Source organism: Agreia sp. PsM10 (assembly GCF_030433855.1).
Lineage (GTDB): Bacteria > Actinomycetota > Actinomycetes > Actinomycetales > Microbacteriaceae > Agreia.
On sequence record NZ_JARUXC010000009.1, the window covers coordinates 58,689 to 78,356 of the forward strand.

19 protein-coding genes are annotated in these 19,668 nt (G+C 69.6%); 3 read left to right on the forward strand and 16 right to left on the reverse strand.

From position 1 onward, the window contains the following. Positions 1–95 precede the first annotated feature (95 nt). A complete protein-coding gene (locus QCD70_RS12495; protein ID WP_301216693.1) occupies positions 96–635 on the reverse strand; it encodes a cysteine hydrolase family protein in 540 nt (179 codons plus the stop codon). 145 nt (positions 636–780) lie between these two features. Here QCD70_RS12495 and QCD70_RS12500 point away from each other — a divergent pair, with 145 nt between their 5' ends. Beyond that, positions 781–1,764, forward strand: coding sequence for a nuclear transport factor 2 family protein (locus QCD70_RS12500; RefSeq protein ID WP_301216695.1), 984 nt, complete (start codon positions 781–783; stop codon positions 1,762–1,764). Here QCD70_RS12500 and QCD70_RS12505 read toward each other — a convergent pair. From QCD70_RS12505 to QCD70_RS12535, 7 genes are all read right to left on the reverse strand, one after another. After that, positions 1,727–3,028 carry an MFS transporter gene (locus QCD70_RS12505; protein ID WP_301216697.1) on the reverse strand — a complete coding sequence of 434 codons (1,302 nt, stop codon included), beginning with the start codon at positions 3,026–3,028 and terminating at the stop codon, positions 1,727–1,729. The genes QCD70_RS12500 and QCD70_RS12505 overlap by 38 nt on opposite strands. Then, positions 3,025–3,612 carry a winged helix-turn-helix domain-containing protein gene (locus tag QCD70_RS12510; RefSeq protein WP_301216699.1) on the reverse strand — a complete coding sequence of 196 codons (588 nt, stop codon included), beginning with the start codon at positions 3,610–3,612 and terminating at the stop codon, positions 3,025–3,027. The genes QCD70_RS12505 and QCD70_RS12510 overlap by 4 nt, the downstream gene beginning before the upstream one ends. A 109-nt stretch (positions 3,613–3,721) precedes the next feature. After that, positions 3,722–4,546 (reverse strand): SDR family oxidoreductase, encoded by an 825-nt coding sequence (locus QCD70_RS12515; protein ID WP_301216701.1) that lies wholly within the window; start codon positions 4,544–4,546, stop codon positions 3,722–3,724. A gap of 54 nt (positions 4,547–4,600) precedes the next feature. After that, positions 4,601–4,858 carry a type II toxin-antitoxin system RelE family toxin gene (locus QCD70_RS12520; RefSeq protein ID WP_301216703.1) on the reverse strand — a complete coding sequence of 86 codons (258 nt, stop codon included), beginning with the start codon at positions 4,856–4,858 and terminating at the stop codon, positions 4,601–4,603. Next, positions 4,855–5,103 (reverse strand): type II toxin-antitoxin system Phd/YefM family antitoxin, encoded by a 249-nt coding sequence (locus tag QCD70_RS12525; RefSeq protein WP_301216705.1) that lies wholly within the window; start codon positions 5,101–5,103, stop codon positions 4,855–4,857. Before QCD70_RS12525 ends, QCD70_RS12520 begins: the two co-directional genes overlap by 4 nt. A gap of 75 nt (positions 5,104–5,178) precedes the next feature. Further along, positions 5,179–5,487 carry a winged helix-turn-helix domain-containing protein gene (locus QCD70_RS12530; RefSeq protein ID WP_301216706.1) on the reverse strand — a complete coding sequence of 103 codons (309 nt, stop codon included), beginning with the start codon at positions 5,485–5,487 and terminating at the stop codon, positions 5,179–5,181. Next, positions 5,484–5,915 (reverse strand): chemotaxis protein CheY, encoded by a 432-nt coding sequence (locus tag QCD70_RS12535; RefSeq protein ID WP_301216708.1) that lies wholly within the window; start codon positions 5,913–5,915, stop codon positions 5,484–5,486. Before QCD70_RS12535 ends, QCD70_RS12530 begins: the two co-directional genes overlap by 4 nt. A 171-nt stretch (positions 5,916–6,086) precedes the next feature. Between QCD70_RS12535 and QCD70_RS12540 the strand changes: the two genes are divergently transcribed. Beyond that, positions 6,087–7,244 (forward strand): sensor histidine kinase, encoded by a 1,158-nt coding sequence (locus QCD70_RS12540; protein ID WP_301216710.1) that lies wholly within the window; start codon positions 6,087–6,089, stop codon positions 7,242–7,244. 232 nt (positions 7,245–7,476) lie between these two features. Here the strand turns inward: QCD70_RS12540 and QCD70_RS12545 are convergent, their stop codons facing one another. From QCD70_RS12545 to QCD70_RS12580, 8 genes are all read right to left on the reverse strand, one after another. Then, positions 7,477–8,238, reverse strand: coding sequence for a TetR/AcrR family transcriptional regulator (locus QCD70_RS12545; protein ID WP_301216712.1), 762 nt, complete (start codon positions 8,236–8,238; stop codon positions 7,477–7,479). Between the two features lie 13 nt (positions 8,239–8,251). Beyond that, entirely contained in the window at positions 8,252–9,961 is a 1,710-nt protein-coding gene (locus tag QCD70_RS12550; protein WP_301216714.1) for an allophanate hydrolase, read from the reverse strand. Continuing rightward, on the reverse strand, positions 9,958–13,611 hold the full coding sequence (uca, locus tag QCD70_RS12555) for an urea carboxylase (protein ID WP_301216716.1): 3,654 nt from the start codon (positions 13,609–13,611) through the stop codon (positions 9,958–9,960). The genes QCD70_RS12550 and uca overlap by 4 nt, the downstream gene beginning before the upstream one ends. Beyond that, on the reverse strand, positions 13,608–14,303 hold the full coding sequence (locus QCD70_RS12560; protein WP_441004942.1) for an urea amidolyase associated protein UAAP2: 696 nt from the start codon (positions 14,301–14,303) through the stop codon (positions 13,608–13,610). The genes uca and QCD70_RS12560 overlap by 4 nt, the downstream gene beginning before the upstream one ends. Positions 14,304–14,368: 65 nt before the next feature. Continuing rightward, a complete protein-coding gene (locus QCD70_RS12565; RefSeq protein ID WP_301216718.1) occupies positions 14,369–15,217 on the reverse strand; it encodes an urea amidolyase associated protein UAAP1 in 849 nt (282 codons plus the stop codon). A gap of 54 nt (positions 15,218–15,271) precedes the next feature. Continuing rightward, positions 15,272–16,861: an APC family permease gene (locus tag QCD70_RS12570; RefSeq protein ID WP_301216720.1), complete on the reverse strand. Its 1,590-nt coding sequence runs from the start codon at positions 16,859–16,861 to the stop codon at positions 15,272–15,274. 222 nt (positions 16,862–17,083) lie between these two features. Next, complete coding sequence (locus QCD70_RS12575; RefSeq protein WP_301216722.1) at positions 17,084–18,313, reverse strand: aminotransferase-like domain-containing protein; 1,230 nt, start codon at positions 18,311–18,313, stop codon at positions 17,084–17,086. Positions 18,314–18,441: 128 nt separating this feature from the next. Then, complete coding sequence (locus QCD70_RS12580) at positions 18,442–19,032, reverse strand: class I SAM-dependent methyltransferase (protein ID WP_301216724.1); 591 nt, start codon at positions 19,030–19,032, stop codon at positions 18,442–18,444. A 248-nt stretch (positions 19,033–19,280) separates the two neighbouring features. Between QCD70_RS12580 and QCD70_RS12585 the strand changes: the two genes are divergently transcribed. Continuing rightward, on the forward strand, positions 19,281–19,664 hold the full coding sequence (locus QCD70_RS12585; RefSeq protein ID WP_301216726.1) for a winged helix-turn-helix transcriptional regulator: 384 nt from the start codon (positions 19,281–19,283) through the stop codon (positions 19,662–19,664). Positions 19,665–19,668 lie beyond the last annotated feature (4 nt).

The following is a 19,668-nucleotide window of genomic DNA, read 5'->3' on the forward strand; positions in this document are numbered from 1 at the left end:
CTCGGAGTTGACGTTCGGTTCGTTCTGAAACGTCAGTCTTCGGGGCGGTGCTATGCGATTCCTATGAGTCGCCTACGGGGCGGTTATGAGCTGGGTCAGTGCAGTTCGCTGCTCGACACGACGGTCGCGAAGCTGCCGTCGAGCGCCGCCATGAACGACGCGTGCACCGTGGCGCCCGGAACGACGGTCTCGCCGAAGGTGAGATCGGGCGCGGTGCATGCGTCGCTCACCACCGTGACCTCGAAGCCCAGTTCGCTGGCGGCGCGGGTCGTCGAGTCGATGCACATGCTGCTCATCATTCCCACGATCACGAGCTCGGTGACGCCCTCGTCGACGAGCAGCTCCTGAAGGCCGGTTCCGATGAAGCTGTTGGGCTCGTGCTTCTCGAGCACGATCTCGTCGTTGCTCGGCGCGACGAGCGGGTGGATGCCGATGCCCGGCGTGCCCGGGCGGAAGAAGGTGGCGTCGGGGTCGGTCGACACGTGGAAGATGTGCACGACGGTTTCACCGGATGCGCGGAAGGACTCGAGCACAGTGCGCGCGACGGCGGCCGCGGCATCCGGTTCGACGAGCGGAAACGCGCCCCCGGGGAAGTAGTCGAGCTGGATGTCCACGATGAGCAGTGCGCGAGTCATTCGCCCAGTATGCCGCTCCTCTCGTGCGTGCGTGCGCGGGTGCACCGGGCGTGAACCTGATTGTTCTCCGTGTCCGTGAGCTTTGTCGGGCTACCCGCACCCGACTCGGGGGCCCCTCTCAGTTGCGATCCGCAAAATACTTGTCATGACAACTAATAGAGGAACCCTCAGTATGGTCACACGGGTGGCGGCGGCCGTTGCGGGCGTCGCGATTCTCGCCGGATGCTCGTCGGTCTCGTCGGTCTCGTCGGCCTCATCGGCCGGCGAGACGGCGGCCGGCCCGACGGAGACCGCAGTGGCCGGTACGGCCTCGAATGGCGGGACGAGCGCCGACCGCGCGGATTCGGATGTCGAAGCCGCCAACAAGAAGACGGTGCTCACCCTCCTCGAGGATGTCTTCCCGGATCCGACGTCGGCGTCGGCGAAGACCGAGGCCGACGCTGTCGTCGCTTCTGATGCGGTCGCACACGGAGCGGGCCTCGCGGCCGGACCGGATGGCCTGCTCGACCAGTTCGCGGCGACGCACACGCGCGTAGCCAATGCCCAAGCGGTCGTCAAGCACGAGGCGGCAGACGGTGACCTCGTGGCCGTGCACTGGCAGGTGGCCTCCGACCCGAACGACGAGAGAAGCGGAGAGGCCGCCGTCGACCTCTTCCGCGTGACCGACGGCACGATCGTCGAGCGGTGGTCGTTCTCGCAGCCGATCCCGACGGGTACCCCGGCGAGCGGCAATACGAACACCATGTTCAGCGACCTCTACGCGAACGCAGCCGAGCCGGGCTCGGTGACCGAAGCGCAGGAGGAGAGCAACAGAACGTTCGCCGTCGGCGCCTACAACATCCTCTTCCGCGATCAGGATGTATCCGTGCTCGACACCTCGTTCGATCCGAACTACCTGCAGCACAACTCCGTGGCTCCCAATGGCACGGCTGCGCTCAAGGGTTTCTTCTCGGGCTCCGCCACCTTCCCGCCGCAGGAGTCCTCGATCTCGCTATCGGATGGCGACCTCGTATGGACCTTCTCGCAGGGCGCCGGTGCGACAGCGAGCGATCCCTTCCTGGCCGCAGACATCTTCCGGGTAGACGACAAGCTCATTCGCGAGCACTGGGATGTGGTGCCGACGAGCTGACCTCCGAGGAGGGGGATCGCCTCTCCATCAGCCGCCATGGGCCGCCGAGCAGAGGGCTCAGGGTGACGACCGTGTACGCGACGGCGATGATTCCGAACGCCCAGGAGAGCCCGACGGTGTCGGCCGCGATTCCTCCGAGTAGCGCCCCGAAGGGCACGCCGGCCCACGCTCCGGCGTTCACCAGGCCGAACACCCGGCCGCGCATGTGCTCGGGGACGCGCTCGAGCTCGACCGTTCCGAGGATCGGATTGAGCGAACCCGCGGCGAGTCCGGCCAGGGCGGTGACCCCGATCAGCACGGGCAGGGGAGCGCCGAGGGCGAAGGCGGCGTTCGCCGGCCCGCCCGCGATCGTGAAGCACACCGCCAGGGTGACCCGACGCCCGACGCGATGCGCCACGAATCCGAAGGCGATGTTGCCGAGCAGCGCGCATCCGCCCATCACCGCGACGAGCACGCCCAGCGCGGCGGCGCCCCCGAGCCGGTCGTTCGCATACAGGGGTAGCAGGGTCGAGCCGCGCGCGGCATCCATCAGATTCGTGATCAGCACGAGGCCGACGATCAGACGCATCAACGGGTCGTGGATGACGAACCGCAGCCCCGCGGCCAGGTCGCGCCAGTAGCCGCTCGGCTCGGCCGGCGACTGCGCGTCGGTCGGCGGCGCAGCAGCGGGTGCCGCTGCGACGAAGAGCCAGGTGAGCAGGGCGGAGACGGCGAAGGTGGCGGCGTTCACGAACAGGGCCGCGATCGGGCCCATGAGTGCGACGAGCAGCCCGGCGACCGTGGCGCCGATCATGCGGGCGAGGCGTTCGGAGCCGTCGAGCAGGCCGACGCTGCGCTCGAGCCGGATGCCGGCCCGCTCGGTGAGTCGAGGCAGCATCACCCGGCGCGCGGTCTGGCCGGGGGTGTCGAGCAGGCCTCCGGCGAAGACGAGCAGAAGCAGCGCCCAGAACGGCAGGCCGACGGTGAGCGCGAGCACCGGGATCGAGAGGACCGTCGCCCCGCTGATGAGGTCGGCGACGATCGCCGCGCGCCGGGGGCCGACCCGGTCGACGACCACGCCTCCCAGTGCGCCGCCCACGACGACCGGAACGGTGGAGAAGAACGCCGCGATTCCGACCTCGACGCCCGTGCCGCCGAGACCGAGCACGTAGAACGGGATGGCGAACGCCGTGATCACGTTGCCCGTCTGCGAGATGGCGTGGGCGGCGAGCAGCGCGGAGAGGGAGCCGATTGCGCGGCGCCTCTCGGTCGTGGGGGTCGTCACGGCCGACGGTAGGTCTGATAGACGACCGACACGGGCTCGGCGCCCGTGCCTGCGGATGCGCCGTGCCCCTCGCTCACCTCGGCATAGCGGGCGACGACCGCCTCGAGCTCGGCAGTCAGCGCGGCGAGTTCGTCGACGGTGAGGTGCAGCATGCGGTCGCTGCTCGTGCCTGCCTCGACCCACGCGCGCGGCAGCGACGGCAGCGAGTCGACGTAGTCGGAGAAGCGTGCGGCGTAGGCCTGCCCGACCGACTTCTGCAGCGCCGACGAGGCCGCCGCCTTGTCGGGGTCGTCGAGCAGCTCGGCCGCGTTCCAGCTGGTCAGGGGTGTCGTGGCCTTCCACCACCGTTCGCGCCGGTCGTGCGTCTGCGGCTCGGCAGGCTCGATGAGGTCGATGGATGCCAGTTTGGCGAGGTGGTAGCTCACGGTGCCCGGCGCCTCGTCGACGACGTCTCCGAGTTGCGCCGCGGTCTGCGGGCCGCGCTCGCGCAGAAGGCCGAGCAGCCTCAGGCGGGTCGGATGCGCCAGCACCCGCATCGAGGCGGCGGAGGTGAGCGTGCTGCGGCTGGGATCGGTCGGGGTCACGGCCTCAGACTATAAACACAAGAACCATTGCGCAACAGTTCTTGTGCTTTGGAACACCGAGTTCGAGTCGGCGGCAGACCGTCGTGACCTCAGGCCGAGCCGGGCGGGCTCAGCCCTGGGCGAGCTTCGCGACGTCGTCCCACTTCTCCCAGCCCGCGAGCCTCGACTCGTAGTCGGGGCGCACGATGTCGAACGCCGACGCACCGAAGAACACGCGCAGAGGCGGCTCGTCGGCGTCGACCACGCGCAGCAGGGCCGCCGCGGAGGCGGAGGGGTCGCCCGCTCCAGCCGCCAGGCGCGCTCGCTGCTGCGCTCGGCGCTCGCGAGCCCCGTCGTAGGCGGGGTTCGGCTCGGCCGTGCGAGCGCTCGGGCCGGACCAGTCGGTGGCGAAGCCTCCTGGCTCGACCAGCGTCACGTGGATACCGAACTCGGCGACTTCCTGTGCGAGGGCTTGAGAGAAGCCCTCGAGAGCCCACTTCGACGCGTGATAGGCGCTCAGGTTCGGGAAGGCCGACACGCCTCCGATCGATGAGACCTGGATGATGTGTCCAGACCCCTGCTGCCGCAGGAACGGCAGTGCGGCTTGAGTGACCCAGATCGCGCCGAAGACATTCGTCTCGATCTGGTCGCGGAGCTCTTGCTCGCTCAGCTCCTCCGCCATGCCGAACTGGCCGTAGCCGGCGTTGTTGACGACGACGTCGAGGCGACCGAACTGGTCGAAGGCCTGCTGCACTGCGGCGAAATCGGCTTCTCTGTCCGTGACGTCGAGGGCGATCGGGAGGAGTGCGTCGCCGTACTTCTCGACCAGATCGTCAAGCGATGACGTGTCGCGTGCTGTCGCTGCGACGCGGTCGCCCCGCTCGAGCGCGGCTGCCGTCCACTCTCGTCCGAATCCTCGCGATGTACCTGTGATGAACCACGTCTTCTGAGTCATGCATTCGCAAACGCATCAGCGGCCGATGCTATTCCGTTCCTGTGGCCGCCGGGGCTACTCGTAGACATCGCGACGGTGGCCGAGGGTGACGACGACCACGAGGAGGACTCCGTCGTCGATCGTGTAGAGGATCCGATAGTTTCCGACTCGCACTCGATAGCCAGGCCGACCTTGAAGGGCCTTCGCCTGGGGAGGCCTCGGATCCTCACCGAGTAGCGCGATCACTCCCTGGATTCGTGGGCGATCCTGCGGGTCGATTCTGCGCAGCGCCTTCAGGGCTGCCGGGCGCAGTTCGATGCGGTACCGGCTCATTGCCAGCCGAGGTCGGCCTTCGCCTGCGCCCAGGGAATGTTGTCGCCCTCTTCGGCTACGGCCGAGTCGAAGGCGCGCAGATCTTCGGCTTCTTCGAGCGCGTCCATCAGGCGCTCATACTGTTCCGGGCTGATGACGACGGCCTCGGTGCGTCCGTGTCGCTCGATGAACACGGCTTCGTTATGCGAGCGCGCGACGAGTTCGGAGAAGTTGGCGCGAGCCTCGGTGACGTTGATGGTCGACATGGGTCAAGTGTACATTTCTCGATAAATTATGTACAGATGATACCCGATCGGTCCGACCGCCCAGCGGCCTGGACCCTACGAGAGCCCAGCGATCTCGCGCAGGGTCGCGAGGTGGGCCTTCCACGCGGTGCGGCCCTGCCTGGTGAGGGTGAGCGAGGTGCGTGGCATCTTTCCGGCGAACGACTTGCCCACCGACAGATATCCGGCCCCCTCGAGCAGAGAGACCTGCTTGCTCAGGGCGGAGTCGGTGATCTCGACGGCGTCGCGAACCTCTTTGAAGGACAGGGTCGATGCGCGATCGAGTGCGGCGACAATCGAGAACCGCACGGGGTTCTGCAGCAGATCGTCGAGTCGGTGCCGCGGATGCTGTTCGATCGCGGTCACGAGCGTGCTTCTCGTGCGGCGCACACCATGGTGACGATCAGGATGAGCGCCGAGGTGATGCCTGACGCGAGCACCGAGCCGTGGGCCCAGATCACCACGGCGAGCGCTGCGGCGTAGGTCACGAACCAGCTCGCGATGTAGGCGGTCCAGCGGCGTCCGCGCGCGAATGCTGACCGACCACGGATGGTGATCATGAAGAACATGATGAGAGCGAACGTCACGGTCAGTGTGCCGAAGTAGGCCAGGCCGAACGCGTTTCCGGTCGTGAGGCCCATGGCGAGCGTGCCCATCGAGGTCGCGACGCCGAGCGCGAGGATGAACGTGATGTACGGCCAGCGCGTGGCGTTGTGGGCGGAGCGGCTGAGGCGTTCCGCGCGATCGAGAAGCGCCTGGGCCTCGGCCGGGGCTACGGGGGTGGTGTCGTTCATGGTGATCTCCTCGTCGTTTCCTCCAGTGTCGCAAGTACTTTCCACTTAAGCAAGTACTTTCCAGTGATCATGCCGATAACGAAGAACTGAGCAGAATTCTCCGATTCTTGGAACAATGGAGCGACGATCGCACATCGTGCATGGGGGAGTTCAGTGTCATCAGTCCAGAGCGTGACCCGCCGCGATGCCATCGCGCAGTACGACATCGTGGGCGCATCCCCGCAGACCGACCTGCAGGGACTCGCCGAGCTGGCGGCGACCCTCTGCGGCGTTCCCACCGCCGTCATCAACCTCATCGACGACGCGAACCAGTACCAGGTGGCGGCCACGGGATTCGAGCCGTCGGTGTGCACGATCGAGGAGTCGATGTGTGCGGTGGCCCTGCGCACGCCCGGCCTCACCGTGGTGCCCGACGCAACCCTCGACGTGCGCTTCGCATCCAACCCGTTCGTCACGGGAGACCTGGCCAACGTGCGCTTCTACGCGTCGAGCCCGCTCATCACTCCGGCGGGCGTGCCCATCGGAACCATCTGCATCTTCGACGACATCACCCGCGACCTCACCGACGAGATCGCGCACAGCCTCGACCTGATCGCGCACCAGATCGTCGACGTGCTCGAGCTGCGCCGCATCACCCGCGACCTCGAGTCGTCGAACGAACAGCTCGAGCGCTTCGCAGGCCAGGTCAGCCACGACCTGCGCAATCCGCTCACGGCGGTGGCCGGGTTCATCGAACTCGCCGCGGACAGCCCCGCCGTGGTCGCCGCGCCCGAGGTTGCGGCGGCACTCTTTCGAGCGGATGCGGCCGCCACCCGCATGGACAGCATGATCGCCGACCTGCTCGACTTCGCCCGGCTCGGGGGCGCCCGTCCGCGCCGCCAGCAGCTCGAGCTGAGCGCACTCATCGGCGCCGTGCTCGACGACCTCGACCAGGCGATTCGCATCACCGAGTCCGTCGTCTCCGTCGATGCCGACGCGCAGATCTCGGGCGATCCGACCCTGCTCGGCGCCCTGTTCCAGAACCTCGTCGCCAACGCCGTGAAGTTCAGTCACGCGGCGGGGGTCGACCCTCGTGTCGAGGTGCGGGCTCACGCACTGGATGGCACCTGGCGCATCACGGTCGACGACAACGGCCCCGGCGTTCCGGAGGACCAGCGCGAGCGCGTGTTCGGCCTGATGGAACGCAACACCTCGAGCGACACCCCGGGTCTCGGCATCGGCCTCTCGACGTGCCGTCGCATCGTGGATGCGCACGGCGGCACGATCGGCATCGACCGGTCGCCGCTGGGTGGCGCGACCGTGTGGGTGTTGCTGCCGCGCTCGGCGTAGCGGCGAGCCGGGAGTTGCCGAGTTGCATGATTCGGCCCACTCCGGCGCCGCGGAGGCGGCAATTTCGGGCAACTCGATGCCGCCGATCTGCAGCGCAACCTGACCGAGCGCATCCCGTGCGGCTGGACCGCGGTCGCGGGCGATGAGGATGCCGCACAACGGTCGATCGAGCGGCTCGCCGATCTGGCGGGCGAGCCGGGTGTGGAGGTCTGGCCCGGCCACGACCCCGCGTTCAGCACGTGGCAGCGCTGAGCGGTTCGAGCGCGGTGACCGCGTCGGCCTCCTCGCGGGCGGCGGCGATCTGCGCCGTCGACAGGCCGAGCACGCGCAGGCAGGAGGCGGCGATCGTGGAGTCATCGTCACCGCCGGTCGACGAGGCACTCCCGTCGCGGCGCAGCCGGATGACCAGCTCGGCGAGCTGAATCAGCACGTCGCCGATCCGCTCCTCGCTCATCGTTGCCGCCACATCGGGATGCGCAGCCGCCGCGCCGAGGCGGCCGTAGCTCGCGCGCAGCTGCTCCCGCTCGGCCCGGAACGCGTCGTAGCGCGGCTCCTGGATCTCGGGCAGGAGGTAGAGCGTGCCGATGTTGTGCGGGGTCTGCCGCAGGGTGCGGGCGTCGACGCTGGCGAGCGCGAACAGGGCCCCGGCCGGCGTGATGTCGTGCGGGATGCGCGCCTCGACCTGCTGCACGAAGTCGATACTGGGGCGCACGGACCCGCTGAGCAGCTCGGCGAGGATCTCGTCCTTACCAGCGAAATGGTAATAGAGCGACTGCTGCCGGATGCCCACCCGATCGGCGATCGCGCGCGTCGACGTGCCCGAGAACCCCGTCTCGGAGAACAGCGCCGCGGCGGCGTCGAGGATCTGCTCTCGCGAGCTCAGGGTCGGATTTTGTGCCTGGGCGCTCGCCCGGGGCCGGCCCGCCTTGCCGGAGCCGGAGCCGGAACCGGAACCGGAGCCGGAACCGGAGCCGGACGTGGAGACGGAACTCATGGGTGCCATGCTCTCACTTGATCGAGGCCTGCGCGCGCCGCCAGGCCAGCCATCCCCCGTGCCCGCTGATGTTCTCGGCACCGATCGTGGCGATCGGCTCGCAGAGGAACCCCGACACCGCGCCCCCGTCGGCCAGGGTGACCCGCCCGATGGTCATGGGCGAGGGCAGGGATGCGACGAACGTGCCGAAGCCGGCCGCCGGCAGCGACCAGACCTCTCCGGCGATCGAGGCGCCGTCGTGGTCGACCCGCAGAAGCCCGGGCTTGGGCGGCGTGGTGTCGAGCGCGAAGAGGGCGTAGTCGGCGCTGGTCGTCGTGCTCCGCACGAACGAGCCCCCGGCCGCGACGAGCTGGTGGTTCAGCGGCTGGTCGGCGAGGTGGGCCCCGACGACCAGGATGTCGATGGCCGGCGAGAGCAGGCGCTCCGCCAGCTGGTGCACGGCGAGGTCGTGGAAGGCGGGCGCGGTGATCATGACGCCGAACGGGAGCCCGTCGACGGTGCCGGCGGGAACGGAGGACGAGGCCATGTCGAGCAGATTGGCGTAGTTCGTGTAGCGCCCCATGCGGCTGTTTCCGCCGATCGGGTCGGCGGCGATCTCGTCGAGGGTCGGATGCCACGTGGTCGTCGGGGTGAGCAGGGCGTCGCATCCGTCGAGGGCGGCTGTCGCGACGGCGCCGAGCCTGTCGAGCTCCTCGCGGGCGTGGAACAGCTCGACGGCGGTGCGCTCGGCGCCGCCCAGCACGATGGTGGCCACCGACTCATCGAGGTCGGTGCCGATCAGGTCTCGGTGCTCGTCGATGTGCGCGCCCACGGCCGCGTAGCGCTCGGCGACGAAGGCGCTGTTGTAGAGCATCTGCGCGGCCTCGAGAAGGGCGGAGATGTCGACCTCGACGATGTCGACGCCGGTGGCGGTGAGGCGGTCGGCCGCCGCGTGGAACGCCTCGGCCCAGCCGGGCGCCAGGCCTTCCAGCTGCGAAGCGAGGGGGATGCCGACGCGGGGTCGCGCAGGAAGCGCGGCGGCCGTCGCGTGCTGGGCCTGCTCCTCGAGCGTGCGCGCCAGCGGGTCGAGGCCGTCGGGACCGGCGAGCAGCTCCGCCGTCCGGCGCGCGAGGCCGAGCTCGCGGGCGAAGACGGTGACGCAGTCGAGGGTGCGGCAGGCCGGCACGACTCCGGTCGTGGGGATGCGGCCGCGGGTGAGCTTGACGCCGACGATGCCGTTGAGTGCCGCGGGCACGCGGCCCGATCCGGCGGTGTCGGTGCCGAGCGCCACGTCGACGACGCCGAGCGCTACGGCCACGGCCGATCCCGAGCTGGATCCGCCGGAGATGCGGTCGGGGCTCCAGGCGTTGCGCACCGCGCCGTAGGGGCTCCGGGTGCCCACGAGTCCGGTCGCGAACTGGTCGAGGTTCGTCTTGCCGATGACCACGGCGCCGGCCGCCCGAAGCCGACCGACCGCGGTCGAATCCGCATCCGGCCGATAGGCGAAGCTGGGCGCGGCCGCGGTGGTGTCGAAACCGGCCGCGTCGATGTTGTCCTTGACGGCGGCCACGGTTCCGGCGAGGGGCAGGCTCTCGCCCGCCGCGACGCGGGCGTCGATCGCCGCCGCCTCGTCGAGCGCGTCCTGCCGGTCGCGCAGGCTGATCCAGATCTCGGGGCGGTCGACGGCGTCGATGCGTCGGTAGGCGGCGTCGACCCGGTCTACTGCTGTCGGGGTGAGGGTCATGCTGCTGCTCCAATGATCGAGATGAGAATCTGGCCGGGCGACACCTGGTCCCCGGGTCGCACGTGGATCTCGCCCACGATGCCGTCGTGAGTGGACAAGACGGATGACTCCATCTTCATGGCTTCGAGCGCCATCAGCTTCTCGCCGGCGCTCACCGCCTGACCGGGCTCGACGGCGATCTGCCACACGGTGGAGATGAACGGTGCGGCCACGCCGAACGATCCCTCCGCGACGACGACGGCGTCGGCCGGCGCGCTCGCCTTCTCGTCGGGGCGCACATCGAATTCGCCGGATGCGCGCCAGCGCTCCTTCTCCTCGCCGAACGCGCGCGCCTGCGTCTCGCGGAAATCGGCGATGGAGTCGGCGTTGTCGGCGAGGAAGCGCTGGTAGTCGGCGATCGCGAACGTGCCCTCCCGCGTCTCGAACTCGCCGCGACCGGCGTCAGTCTCGGCGCGCAGCTCGAGCAGCTCGTCGGCACCCACCGGGTACCACTCGATGCGGTCGAAGAAGCGCAGCGCCCACGGGTTCTCCTGGAACAGGCCGCCGCGGCGGAAGCGGTTCCAGACCTGAACCGTGCGCCCCACGAACTGGTAGCCGCCGGGTCCCTCCATGCCGTAGATGCAGAGGTAGGCGCCGCCGATGCCGACCGAGTTCTCGGCGGTCCAGGTGCGGGCGGGGTTGTACTTGGTGGTCACGAGCCGGTGCCGCGGGTCGAGCGGCGTGGCAACGGGCGCCCCGAGGTAGACGTCGCCGAGTCCGAGCACGAGGTAGGTGGCGTCGAACACGGTCTTCAGCACGTCGTCGACCGAGTCGAGCCCGTTGATGCGACGGATGAAGTCGATGTTCGACGGCGTCCACGGCGCGTCGGAGCGCACTCCGTTCATGTAGCGCTCGATCGCGAGGTGGGTCGCCGGGTCGTCCCACGACAGCGGCAGCCGCACCGTTCGAGACGGCACGACCAGCTCGTGGGTGGCCGGGATGTCCTGCTCGAGTTCGCGCAGCAGCCCCGCCAACGCCGTGGCCTTCAGCTCGGAGGAGTCGGTGTGGATCTGCAGCGACCGGATGCCCGGCGTCAGCTCGAGCACGCCCTGGGGCGACTCGCTCTGCAGTCTCTCCATCAGCGCGTGCACGCGCATCCGCAACCCCAGGTCGAGCGTGAGGTCGCCGTACTCGACGAGCAGATTGTCGTCGCCGTCGCGCCGATACGTCACCGAGGGCCGTGCATCGGTGGCCTCGAGCCGGTCGATCACGCCGTCGTCGCCGTCGCCGCCGGAGGTCGCGACGGTGAACGAGGCGCGGTCGGCGTCGAGCGCGGCCGCGTCGGCCTCGCGCACGCGAACGAAGCGGATGGTGTCACCGGGGCGCAGCTGCCCGAGCTTCCACAGTTCGCCGCTCGCGACCACCGCCGGGCAGACGAAGCCGCCGAGGCTCGGGCCGTCGGGGCCGAGGATGATCGGGGTGTCGCCGGTGAAGTCGATCGCGCCCACCGCGTAGGGGTTGTCGTGGATGTTCGACGGGTGCAGGCCCGCCTCGCCGCCGTCTTCGCGAGCCCACTCCGGGCGTGGCCCGTCGAGGCGCACGCCGGTGCGGGCGGAGTTGTAGTGCACTGTGTAGTCGGTGGAGTAGAAGACGTCGAGGTCGCCGCGGGTGAAGAAGTCGGGCGCTCCGTGTGGCCCCTCCGTCACTCCGATCTGCCAGGTCGTCGACAGAGCGGGTCGTCGATCGGCGGGGGTGGCGCCGCCGACCCGCACGAGACGGGTGCCCGCGGGGAAGGCCGGATGCGCGGCGTCCGAGTCGGGCGAGCCCGGTCGCAGCACGTCACCCGGCAGCAGGGCGCGGCCGGCGTGCCCGCCGAATCCGCCCAGGGTGAAGGTCGATGCGCTGCCGAGATACAGGGGCACGTCGATGCCGCCCCGGATTGCGAGGTAGGAGCGCTGGCCGGGGCCGTGCAGGGTGCCGATGCTCAACACGCTGCCGGCGGCCACCTCGACCGGCTGCCACATCGGCAGCTCCCCGCCGTCGAGGGTCGCGGATGCCGGTGCGCCGGTCAGGGCGATCAGGCCCGGCGCGCTGAATCGCAGGGTGGGCCCGGTGGCCGTGATCTCGAGGCCCGGCGCGCCCGCGGGGTTGCCGACGGCGAGGTTGGCCTCGGAGAACGAGACGGAGTCCATCGGCCCGCTCGGCGGAACGCCGACCTGCCAGTAGCCGATGCGGCCCGGCATGTCCTGCACCGTCGTCATCGCGCCGGCATCCAGTACGTCGATGCGGGGATCGGGGTCTGCCGTGTTGTCGAGGGTGGAGGTGGAGTGTGCGGCGGCGCGCAGGCCGGTCTCGTCGGTGAGCGAGCGCAGCAGGCCCAGGTTGGTGACGACGCCGTCGACCCGGCTGGCGTCGAGCCCTTCTTTCAAGAGGTCGAGCGCTGCGTCGCGGGTGGGAGCCGCGGCGATGACCTTCGCCAGCATCGGGTCGTAGTAGGGCGACACCTCGAGGCCGGTCTCGATCCAGCCGTCGATGCGCACGCCGCTGAGGGCGGGGCCGCCGAAGCCGGGGAAGGCGGCCTGGGTCACGAGTCCCGAGCTGGGGAGGCCGTTCTTGTCGGGATCCTCGGCGTAGACGCGGGCCTCGAAGGCGTGGCCAGTCGGTTCGAACGGGGTGGTGAAGATGTCGGGGTCGATACCCTCGGCGCCGTCGCGGGCGAGGCGCAGCATCAGGGCGACGAGGTCGACGCCGTAGACCTCCTCGGTGACCGGATGCTCGACCTGCAGCCGGGTGTTCACCTCGAGGAACGAGGCCTCCTCGCGGATCGGGTCGTAGACGAACTCGACGGTGCCGGCGGAGCGGTACTGCACCGACGCCGCGAGCGACCGGGCGGAATCGTGCAGTTGGCGGCGAACGGCATCCGGAAGCGCCGGAGCGGGCGCCTCTTCGATGACCTTCTGGTTGCGTCGCTGCAGCGAGCAGTCGCGGTCGCCGATCACGGCGACGCGGCCGTCGCCGGCGCCGAACAGCTGCACCTCCACGTGGCGGGCCGGCCGCACGAGGCGCTCGAGGAAGACGCCCGCGGAGCCGAAGTTCTTCTCGCCGAGCCGGGCGACCCGGTCGTAGGCCTCGCGCACCTCGTCGAGGGTGGTGCAGGCCTGCATGCCGATTCCGCCGCCGCCACCGGTGGCCTTCAGCATGACCGGCAGCCCGATGCTCTCGGCGGCCGCGACCGCCTCGTCGGTCGACGAGAGCAGGCCGGTTCCGGCGAGCATCGGTACGCCGGCGAGGGCGGCGAGCTCGCGCGCCGTGTGCTTCTCGCCGAACGACGCGATCTGCGCGGCCGTGGGGCCGATGAAGCTCATGCCCGCGGCCTCGACGCGGCGGGCGAACTCGAGGTTCTCCGACAGGAAGCCGTAGCCGGGGTGGATGGCGCCGACGCCCAGCCGCTCGGAGGCGGCGAGGATCGCGTCGATGTCGAGGTACGACTCGCGGGCCGGAGCGGGCCCGAGGCGCACGGCCTCGTCGGCCTCGCGCACGTGCGGGGCCGCGCGGTCGGCGTCGGAGTAGACCGCCACCGTTCGGAGGCCGAGGGTGCGCGCCGACCGGATGATGCGGCGCGCGATCTCGCCCCTGTTCGCGATGAGCAGGGTGTCGAAGGCGGGGGTCATGCGTTGTCCGGTCCTGTCTCGCGCAGCGGGTCGGTGACCAGCATGCGCAGGGGGGTGCAGTTGAAGTCGTTGCAGGGGTTGTTCATCTGGGGGCAGTTCGAGACGATCACGAGCACGTCCATCTCGGCCCGGATCGCCACGCGCTTGCCCGGAGCGGACATGCCGTCGACGATGCCGAGCGCGCCGTCGGGCTCGACGGGCACGTTCATGAACCAGTTGATGTTCGAGACGAGGTCGCGGGCGCCCAGGCCGTGGCGGGCCGCCTCGGCGAGGAAGTTCTCGCGGCAGCCGTGCTGGTGCTCGGTGTGGAACCCGTAGCGCAGCGTGTTCGACTCCTTCGAACAGGCACCCCCGATCGTGTCCTGCCTGTCGATCTCGTTGCCGGTCACCGTCATCAACGGGCGGCCGAGGTTGGAGCGGAGGACCGATCCCTCCCTGAGGTAGGCGTTGCCCTGCCAGGCGAGGGTGTCGGGCACCGAGTAGCGCTCGTCGGTGTCGTGCGCGTTGTAGACGAGGAAGTCGGCCGACTGGTTGCCCCCGACGTCGACGATCGTGAGGGTCTGCCCGGCGAGGAGCCGCGCCGACCAGGGCGCGAGCGGCGCGACGGTCTCATCGAGCACGACGGTTCCGGATGCGAGGGGTCCGGCATTCTCGAGCGGCGAGCCCTCGACGTAGTGGGCGCCGACGGGCACGGTCGTGCGGAGGGCGTGGCCTGCGACGGTGTGGGTGGTGGTGCTGGTCGTGCTTGTCGTGGTGCTCACAGTGCTCGGGCCTCCGCGTAGTCGATCGAGTTCAGATAGGCGCGGTTCACCTCGGGCGTGGCGGTGAACTGCGGGTCGCCGGGCAGGGTGGGCTCGCCCGGCCAAGCGTGCACCGTGAGCGGCCCGACCAGGTAGTCGTCGGCCGGATCGAGCGGGTGCGGCACATTGACGATCAGCACGATCAGCGGAAGCTCGGCCACCAGCTCGACGTGCGTGCCCGCACCGGCGCTGCCGAGAAAGGTCAGTGCGCCATCCGGTTCGACCCGAACGCCCTGGAAGAACGAGACGCTCGGCGGCAGGTCGCGGCCGGTGAGGCCATGCTTGGCCGCGGCCAGCAGAAACCGCGAGCGGCCGGATGGCGACGGCCCCTCGGGAGCCGCCGATCCGTATTTCGCGGTGGTGGACTCGTCGCTGCTCGTGCCGCAGAAGGTGTCGTGGTGGCCAGAGGTGTCGGCGGTGATGGTGGCCAGTGCGCGGCCGTCGCCCGAGAGCAGCGGGTGACCTGCCCCGAGGTAGGCCTGCCACGGGATCTTGATGGTGTCGGCGACGTTGAGCCGCTCGTTCGTCTCGAGAGCGTTGAATACGACGACGTGGGCGCACGCGCTGCCCGTGGGGTCGTCGAGTCGCAGCCGCGTGCCGCGTGCGATGACCTTATGCGTGTACCCGCCGGGGGCGACCGTCTCGGCCCAGACCAGGGCGTCGCGATCGACCCCCTCGGGCACCACGGGCGACGACGAGGCGGGCCGGTAGGGCATGTACTCCGAGGTGCGTTCGGCCTGCGCGCGTGCGTCGGCTCTCGCCGCCAGCACGCTGTCGGTCTGGTGGTCGTCGGCTATCGAGGTCATGGTGCCGGTGCTCTCTTTCGGGTGGTGCGGGTGGTTTCGGGCTGGGTGATCGGCCTAGGCGATCGTGGCGACGGCGCCCGCCTGCGCCCCGGGCACGGCCGAGGTCGGCAGGTGTCCGAGCAGGATCGCGCCGTGCCGGCTGCGGCCGTGGCGGTGCACGAGGAAGCCCGCGACGAGCGTGGCCCCGATGAAGAGCAGGGCGCTCCACTGCAGCCACCAGGTCTCGCCGGTGAGGTCGTAGATCTCGGCGCGCGGCCAGACCAGGTTCACGACCATGCCGATCTGGTAGGCGACGGCGATCACGTTCACGGGGATTCCCCACCGGCCGAGGGTGAAGAGCGGCTTGCCATCCTCGTCGACGCCGGGCGGGAATCCCTGGTCGGACGTTCTGAATCGACGCACGAGCAGCGGCACGGTTACTCCGAGGTAGGCCAGGTAGAGCATGGCGATGCAGAGGCTCGAGAGGGCGGTGAAGATGGCCGACTGTCCGAAGTTCACCGCGAGGGCCAGGGCAGCGCCCACGCCGACGACCACGCTTGTGGCGATCGGGGTGCCGGTGCGCGGCGATACCGCTGCGAGGGTGCGCCAGAACGGCAGCGCGCGCTCGCGGGCCATCGAGAACATCATGCGCGAGCCGGATGTCTGCACCGCGAGTGTGCAGGCGAACACGGCCACCGCGACGGCCACGAGCAGCAGTCGACCGAAGACCGGGCCGAGGCGCTCGGTGACGACGTAGGCGATACCGCCGCCGGCGAGGTTTCCGTCGGTCAGGCTGGGAGCGGCGACGAGGGCGGCGATGATCAGCAGCGCTCCGCCGAGTCCCGACACGACGACCGCTCGGATGATGGTCTTGGGGATCGTTCTGCGCGGAGCGTGCGTCTCCTCCGCCAGCTCGCCCGCCGAGTCGAAGCCGACGAGCACGTAGGCCGCCATGAGCGACGACGCGAGGAAGGCCCAGATGTAGGGGGAGTCGGTGGCGCCCGCTCCGTCGGTGGTGAAGACGGCGGATGGGCTGCGCGCGGGCAGGAGCAGCAGGGCCACGACCAGCACAACCACTCCGACGATCTCGATGAGCACACCCACGCTCGTGGCGAGGGCCATGATGCGCACGCTGAGAATGTTGACGACGGTGGTGATCACCAGGAGGATCACGCCGAGCAGCACAGCGTTCTGCGCGCCGGTGGCCGAGGCGAGCGAGGGGTCGGCGGTCGGCCCGCCGACGATCTGGAAGCCCTCCCAGATCGCGGGGAGCACGGCCTGCACGGCGATCGCGGCGACGGCCACGGTGAGGGTCTGAGCGACGATCATGACCCAGCCGGTGAACCAGCCGAAGGTGGTGCCGGCGAGTCTCGACGCCCACTGGAAGATGGAGCCGGCGATCGGCCAGCGCGCGGCGAGCTGCGCGAAGTTGAGGGCCACGAGCAGCTGGCCGGCGAACACGAGCGGCCAGGTCCAGAAGAACGCGGCCCCGCCGATGCCGAAGCCGAGTCCGAAGAGCTGGAACACGGTGGTGAGGATGGACACGAACGAGAAACCGGCCGCGAACGACGCGAAGGAGCCGACACCGCGGTGGAGTTCCTGACGGTAGACCTTGTGGTTCTGAGATGGAGCGGGGTGGATCGGGGTTGGTTCCAGGGTGCTCATGGGCACGACCTTCCGCAGAAGAACAACTCGAATACCTGTCGATTGACAGGTGATGTTCTCATGCTGGGCGATCGCAATTGCGAGCCCGTTTCACCCGTGTTAACTCTGGGTTTCGGCGGGCGGCTCTGCGCCTATTACTCGTGCCAGGGGTGCATGTTCCTGGTCGCGACGGATGTGCCCGGCCGCCGGGCAACATCCGTCGTGCCGGGCGACATTCGCCGCCTACCTAGCGGAGGACTGCCTGCGGAGCGCGCGGCCTATGCGCGCGGCCGCCTCCTCGAGCAGGGCGGTCTCGACGTTTCCGTAGGCGAGGCGCAGGTGGCGCGCGGAGTCGGTTCCGGGGCCGGAGGCGAAGAACGAGCCGCGCTGGTAGTCGACGCCCTCGGCGCTGGCATCGGCCGCGAGCCTGTCTGCGTCGATCGCATCGTCGACGAGTCGCGGCCACAGGAACAGGCCTCCGCCCGGAACGGTCGCCTCGAACGCCTCCGGGGCCTCGCGATCGAGGGCCGCGACGAGAGCCCGGGCCCGCTCCGCGTACAGCGCGCGGGCGCGATCGAGAGTGCGGTCGAACAGGGTCGGGTCACTTGTCAGCAGTTCGCCGACGATCGCCTGCACGAGCGTCGAGCTGTGCGAATCCTGACGGCTGCGCAGGGCGAGGATGTCTGCCGAACGGCCTTCAGGTGCCACAACCCATCCGAGACGAAGGCCCGGGCCGAGCGTCTTCGTGAAGGTGTTGATGTGGATGACCTGCGGCGAGTCATTGAACTCCCGCGAGCTCTCCGGCCCGCCCGAGTACCAGAGCTCGCGGTAGGGGTTGTCGGCGAACACCACGAAGCCGTAGCGCTCGGCGAGCCGCACGAGCTCGGCGCGTCCCTCTGCCGTCAGAGACCCCTGCGACGGGTTGTGAAAGTCGGGAACGGTGTACAGCGCGCTCGGTCGAGCGCCGTCGCGCAGGCGGTCGGCGAGCTGCTCGAGATCGAGTCCGTTCGGCCCCACCCGGATGGGCAGGATGTCGGCGGCCGACAACTCGAGGCCCCGCAGGAAGAGCGGGAAGATCGGGTTGTCGACCGCGACCAGGTCGCCACGTTCGACCACTGTCTGGATGGCGAGCGAGAGCCCGTGAAACCCTCCGTTGGTCACGATGATGCGCTCCACTGCCACGCCTTCGCGTTCCGCTATCCACTCGCGCAGCGGCGAGATGCCCTCGGTGCGCGAGTACTGCAGTGCCGGAACGCCCGGCCGCGAGAGCACGCGCGCCGTGGCCTCGGCGAGCTCGGAAGAGGGCAGCGCACTGGGGTCGGGAACGCCTCCGAGCAGCTCGATCGCATCCGCACGCGGGTCGCGAAGCGTCGCGTCACCGAAACCCTTGGGGGCGGCGAACGCGGAGATCAGCGCCGTTCGGCGTGCTGTCGACGCGTCGGCCGGCCTGGGCGCCTCGGTCTGAATGGTCATGGGGGTCTCCTCGGAAAGTGGCTCGTGCGGGTGCAGCCCATGGTCGTGGAGCTGAGGCCCTGCGTATGACACCCCGCGTAACCCTTCGCCGCCGGATGAAACACAACGTCACGACCGCGGCGGAGTCGCTAGCGCGTGGCTACGATGGCGCCGTGCGGGCGGTAGCCGACGCCCGTGCGCGTGTGACTCTCGACGATCTCGAATCCGGATGCGCGCAGCCGCTCGGCCAGATCGGCCACGGGCCAGCGGTAGGCCGTCGTGACCGCGTGTTCGAATTCTTCGGCGGCGGAGCCGACGAAGAATCCGACCAGCAGCAGCCCGCCGGGGCGCAGCACGCGCGCGATCTCGTCGAGGGCCGAGCCCATCGCATCCGGTGCGTGGTGGATCAGCGAGTACCAGGCGAGCACGCCGCCGAGAGAGGCGTCGGATGCGTCGAGCGCGTCGAGGCTGCCCGTCGCGAACCGCAGCTCGGGGTAGCGGCGGCGTGCGTGCTCGACGAACGCGGGCGTGAGGTCGACGCCGCGGATGTCGACGCCGCGCCGGGCGAGGAAGTCCGTCCAGTGGCCGGGGCCGCATCCGGCATCGATCGCGGGGCCGACGACCTGGTCGCCCCACGTGCCGATGAGCTCGCGATCGGAGGGGTGCATGGCGTCGACGGAGCCGAGCAGCTCGACGTACTCGGCCGCCCTCGCCTCATAGGCCTCGGCAACCTCGTTCATGTCGCCTCCCTCTCCGCGAGCTACGAGCGTACCGAGACCACCCGACGCGCCCGTTCCCTGAGCCCACCCCTTCCGTTCTCTGAGCCCACCCCTGCCGTTCCCTGAGCTTGTCGAAGGGAATCCATCCGTCAGAAAATGCTCCTCTCCACGCGCAGAAGAGCATCGACTGACGGATGGATGGCGTCCACGGCGTGAGAGCTATGCTTTTCAGAGTTACTTTGAGAAAACTAGCGGCGTAGCGTGGAGGCATGACCCCGAAGCCTGACGCCGCGTCCATCGACCTGCACACCTGCGACGCCGCAGTGAGCCTGGCCTTCAGTATCCTGGGCAAGCGGTGGAACGGCATGATCCTCTCGACCCTCGGCTCCGGCGCGCTCTCGTTCGCGGCGCTCAAGCGCGGCGTTCCGGGCATCAGTGACGCCATGCTCTCCGACCGACTCACCGGCCTGGCCGAGGTGAGGCTGCTCACCCGCAGCGTCGACGCCGGCCCGCCGGTCGCCGTCACCTACGCGCTCACCCCGCAGGGCGAGCAGCTGCTGCCCCTGCTCGAGCAGCTCGGACAGTGGGCCGCGGCCAACCTCGAGCGCCCCGCCGAGAACGAGCCCGACACGACTCCCGCAGAGAAGAAGTAGCACC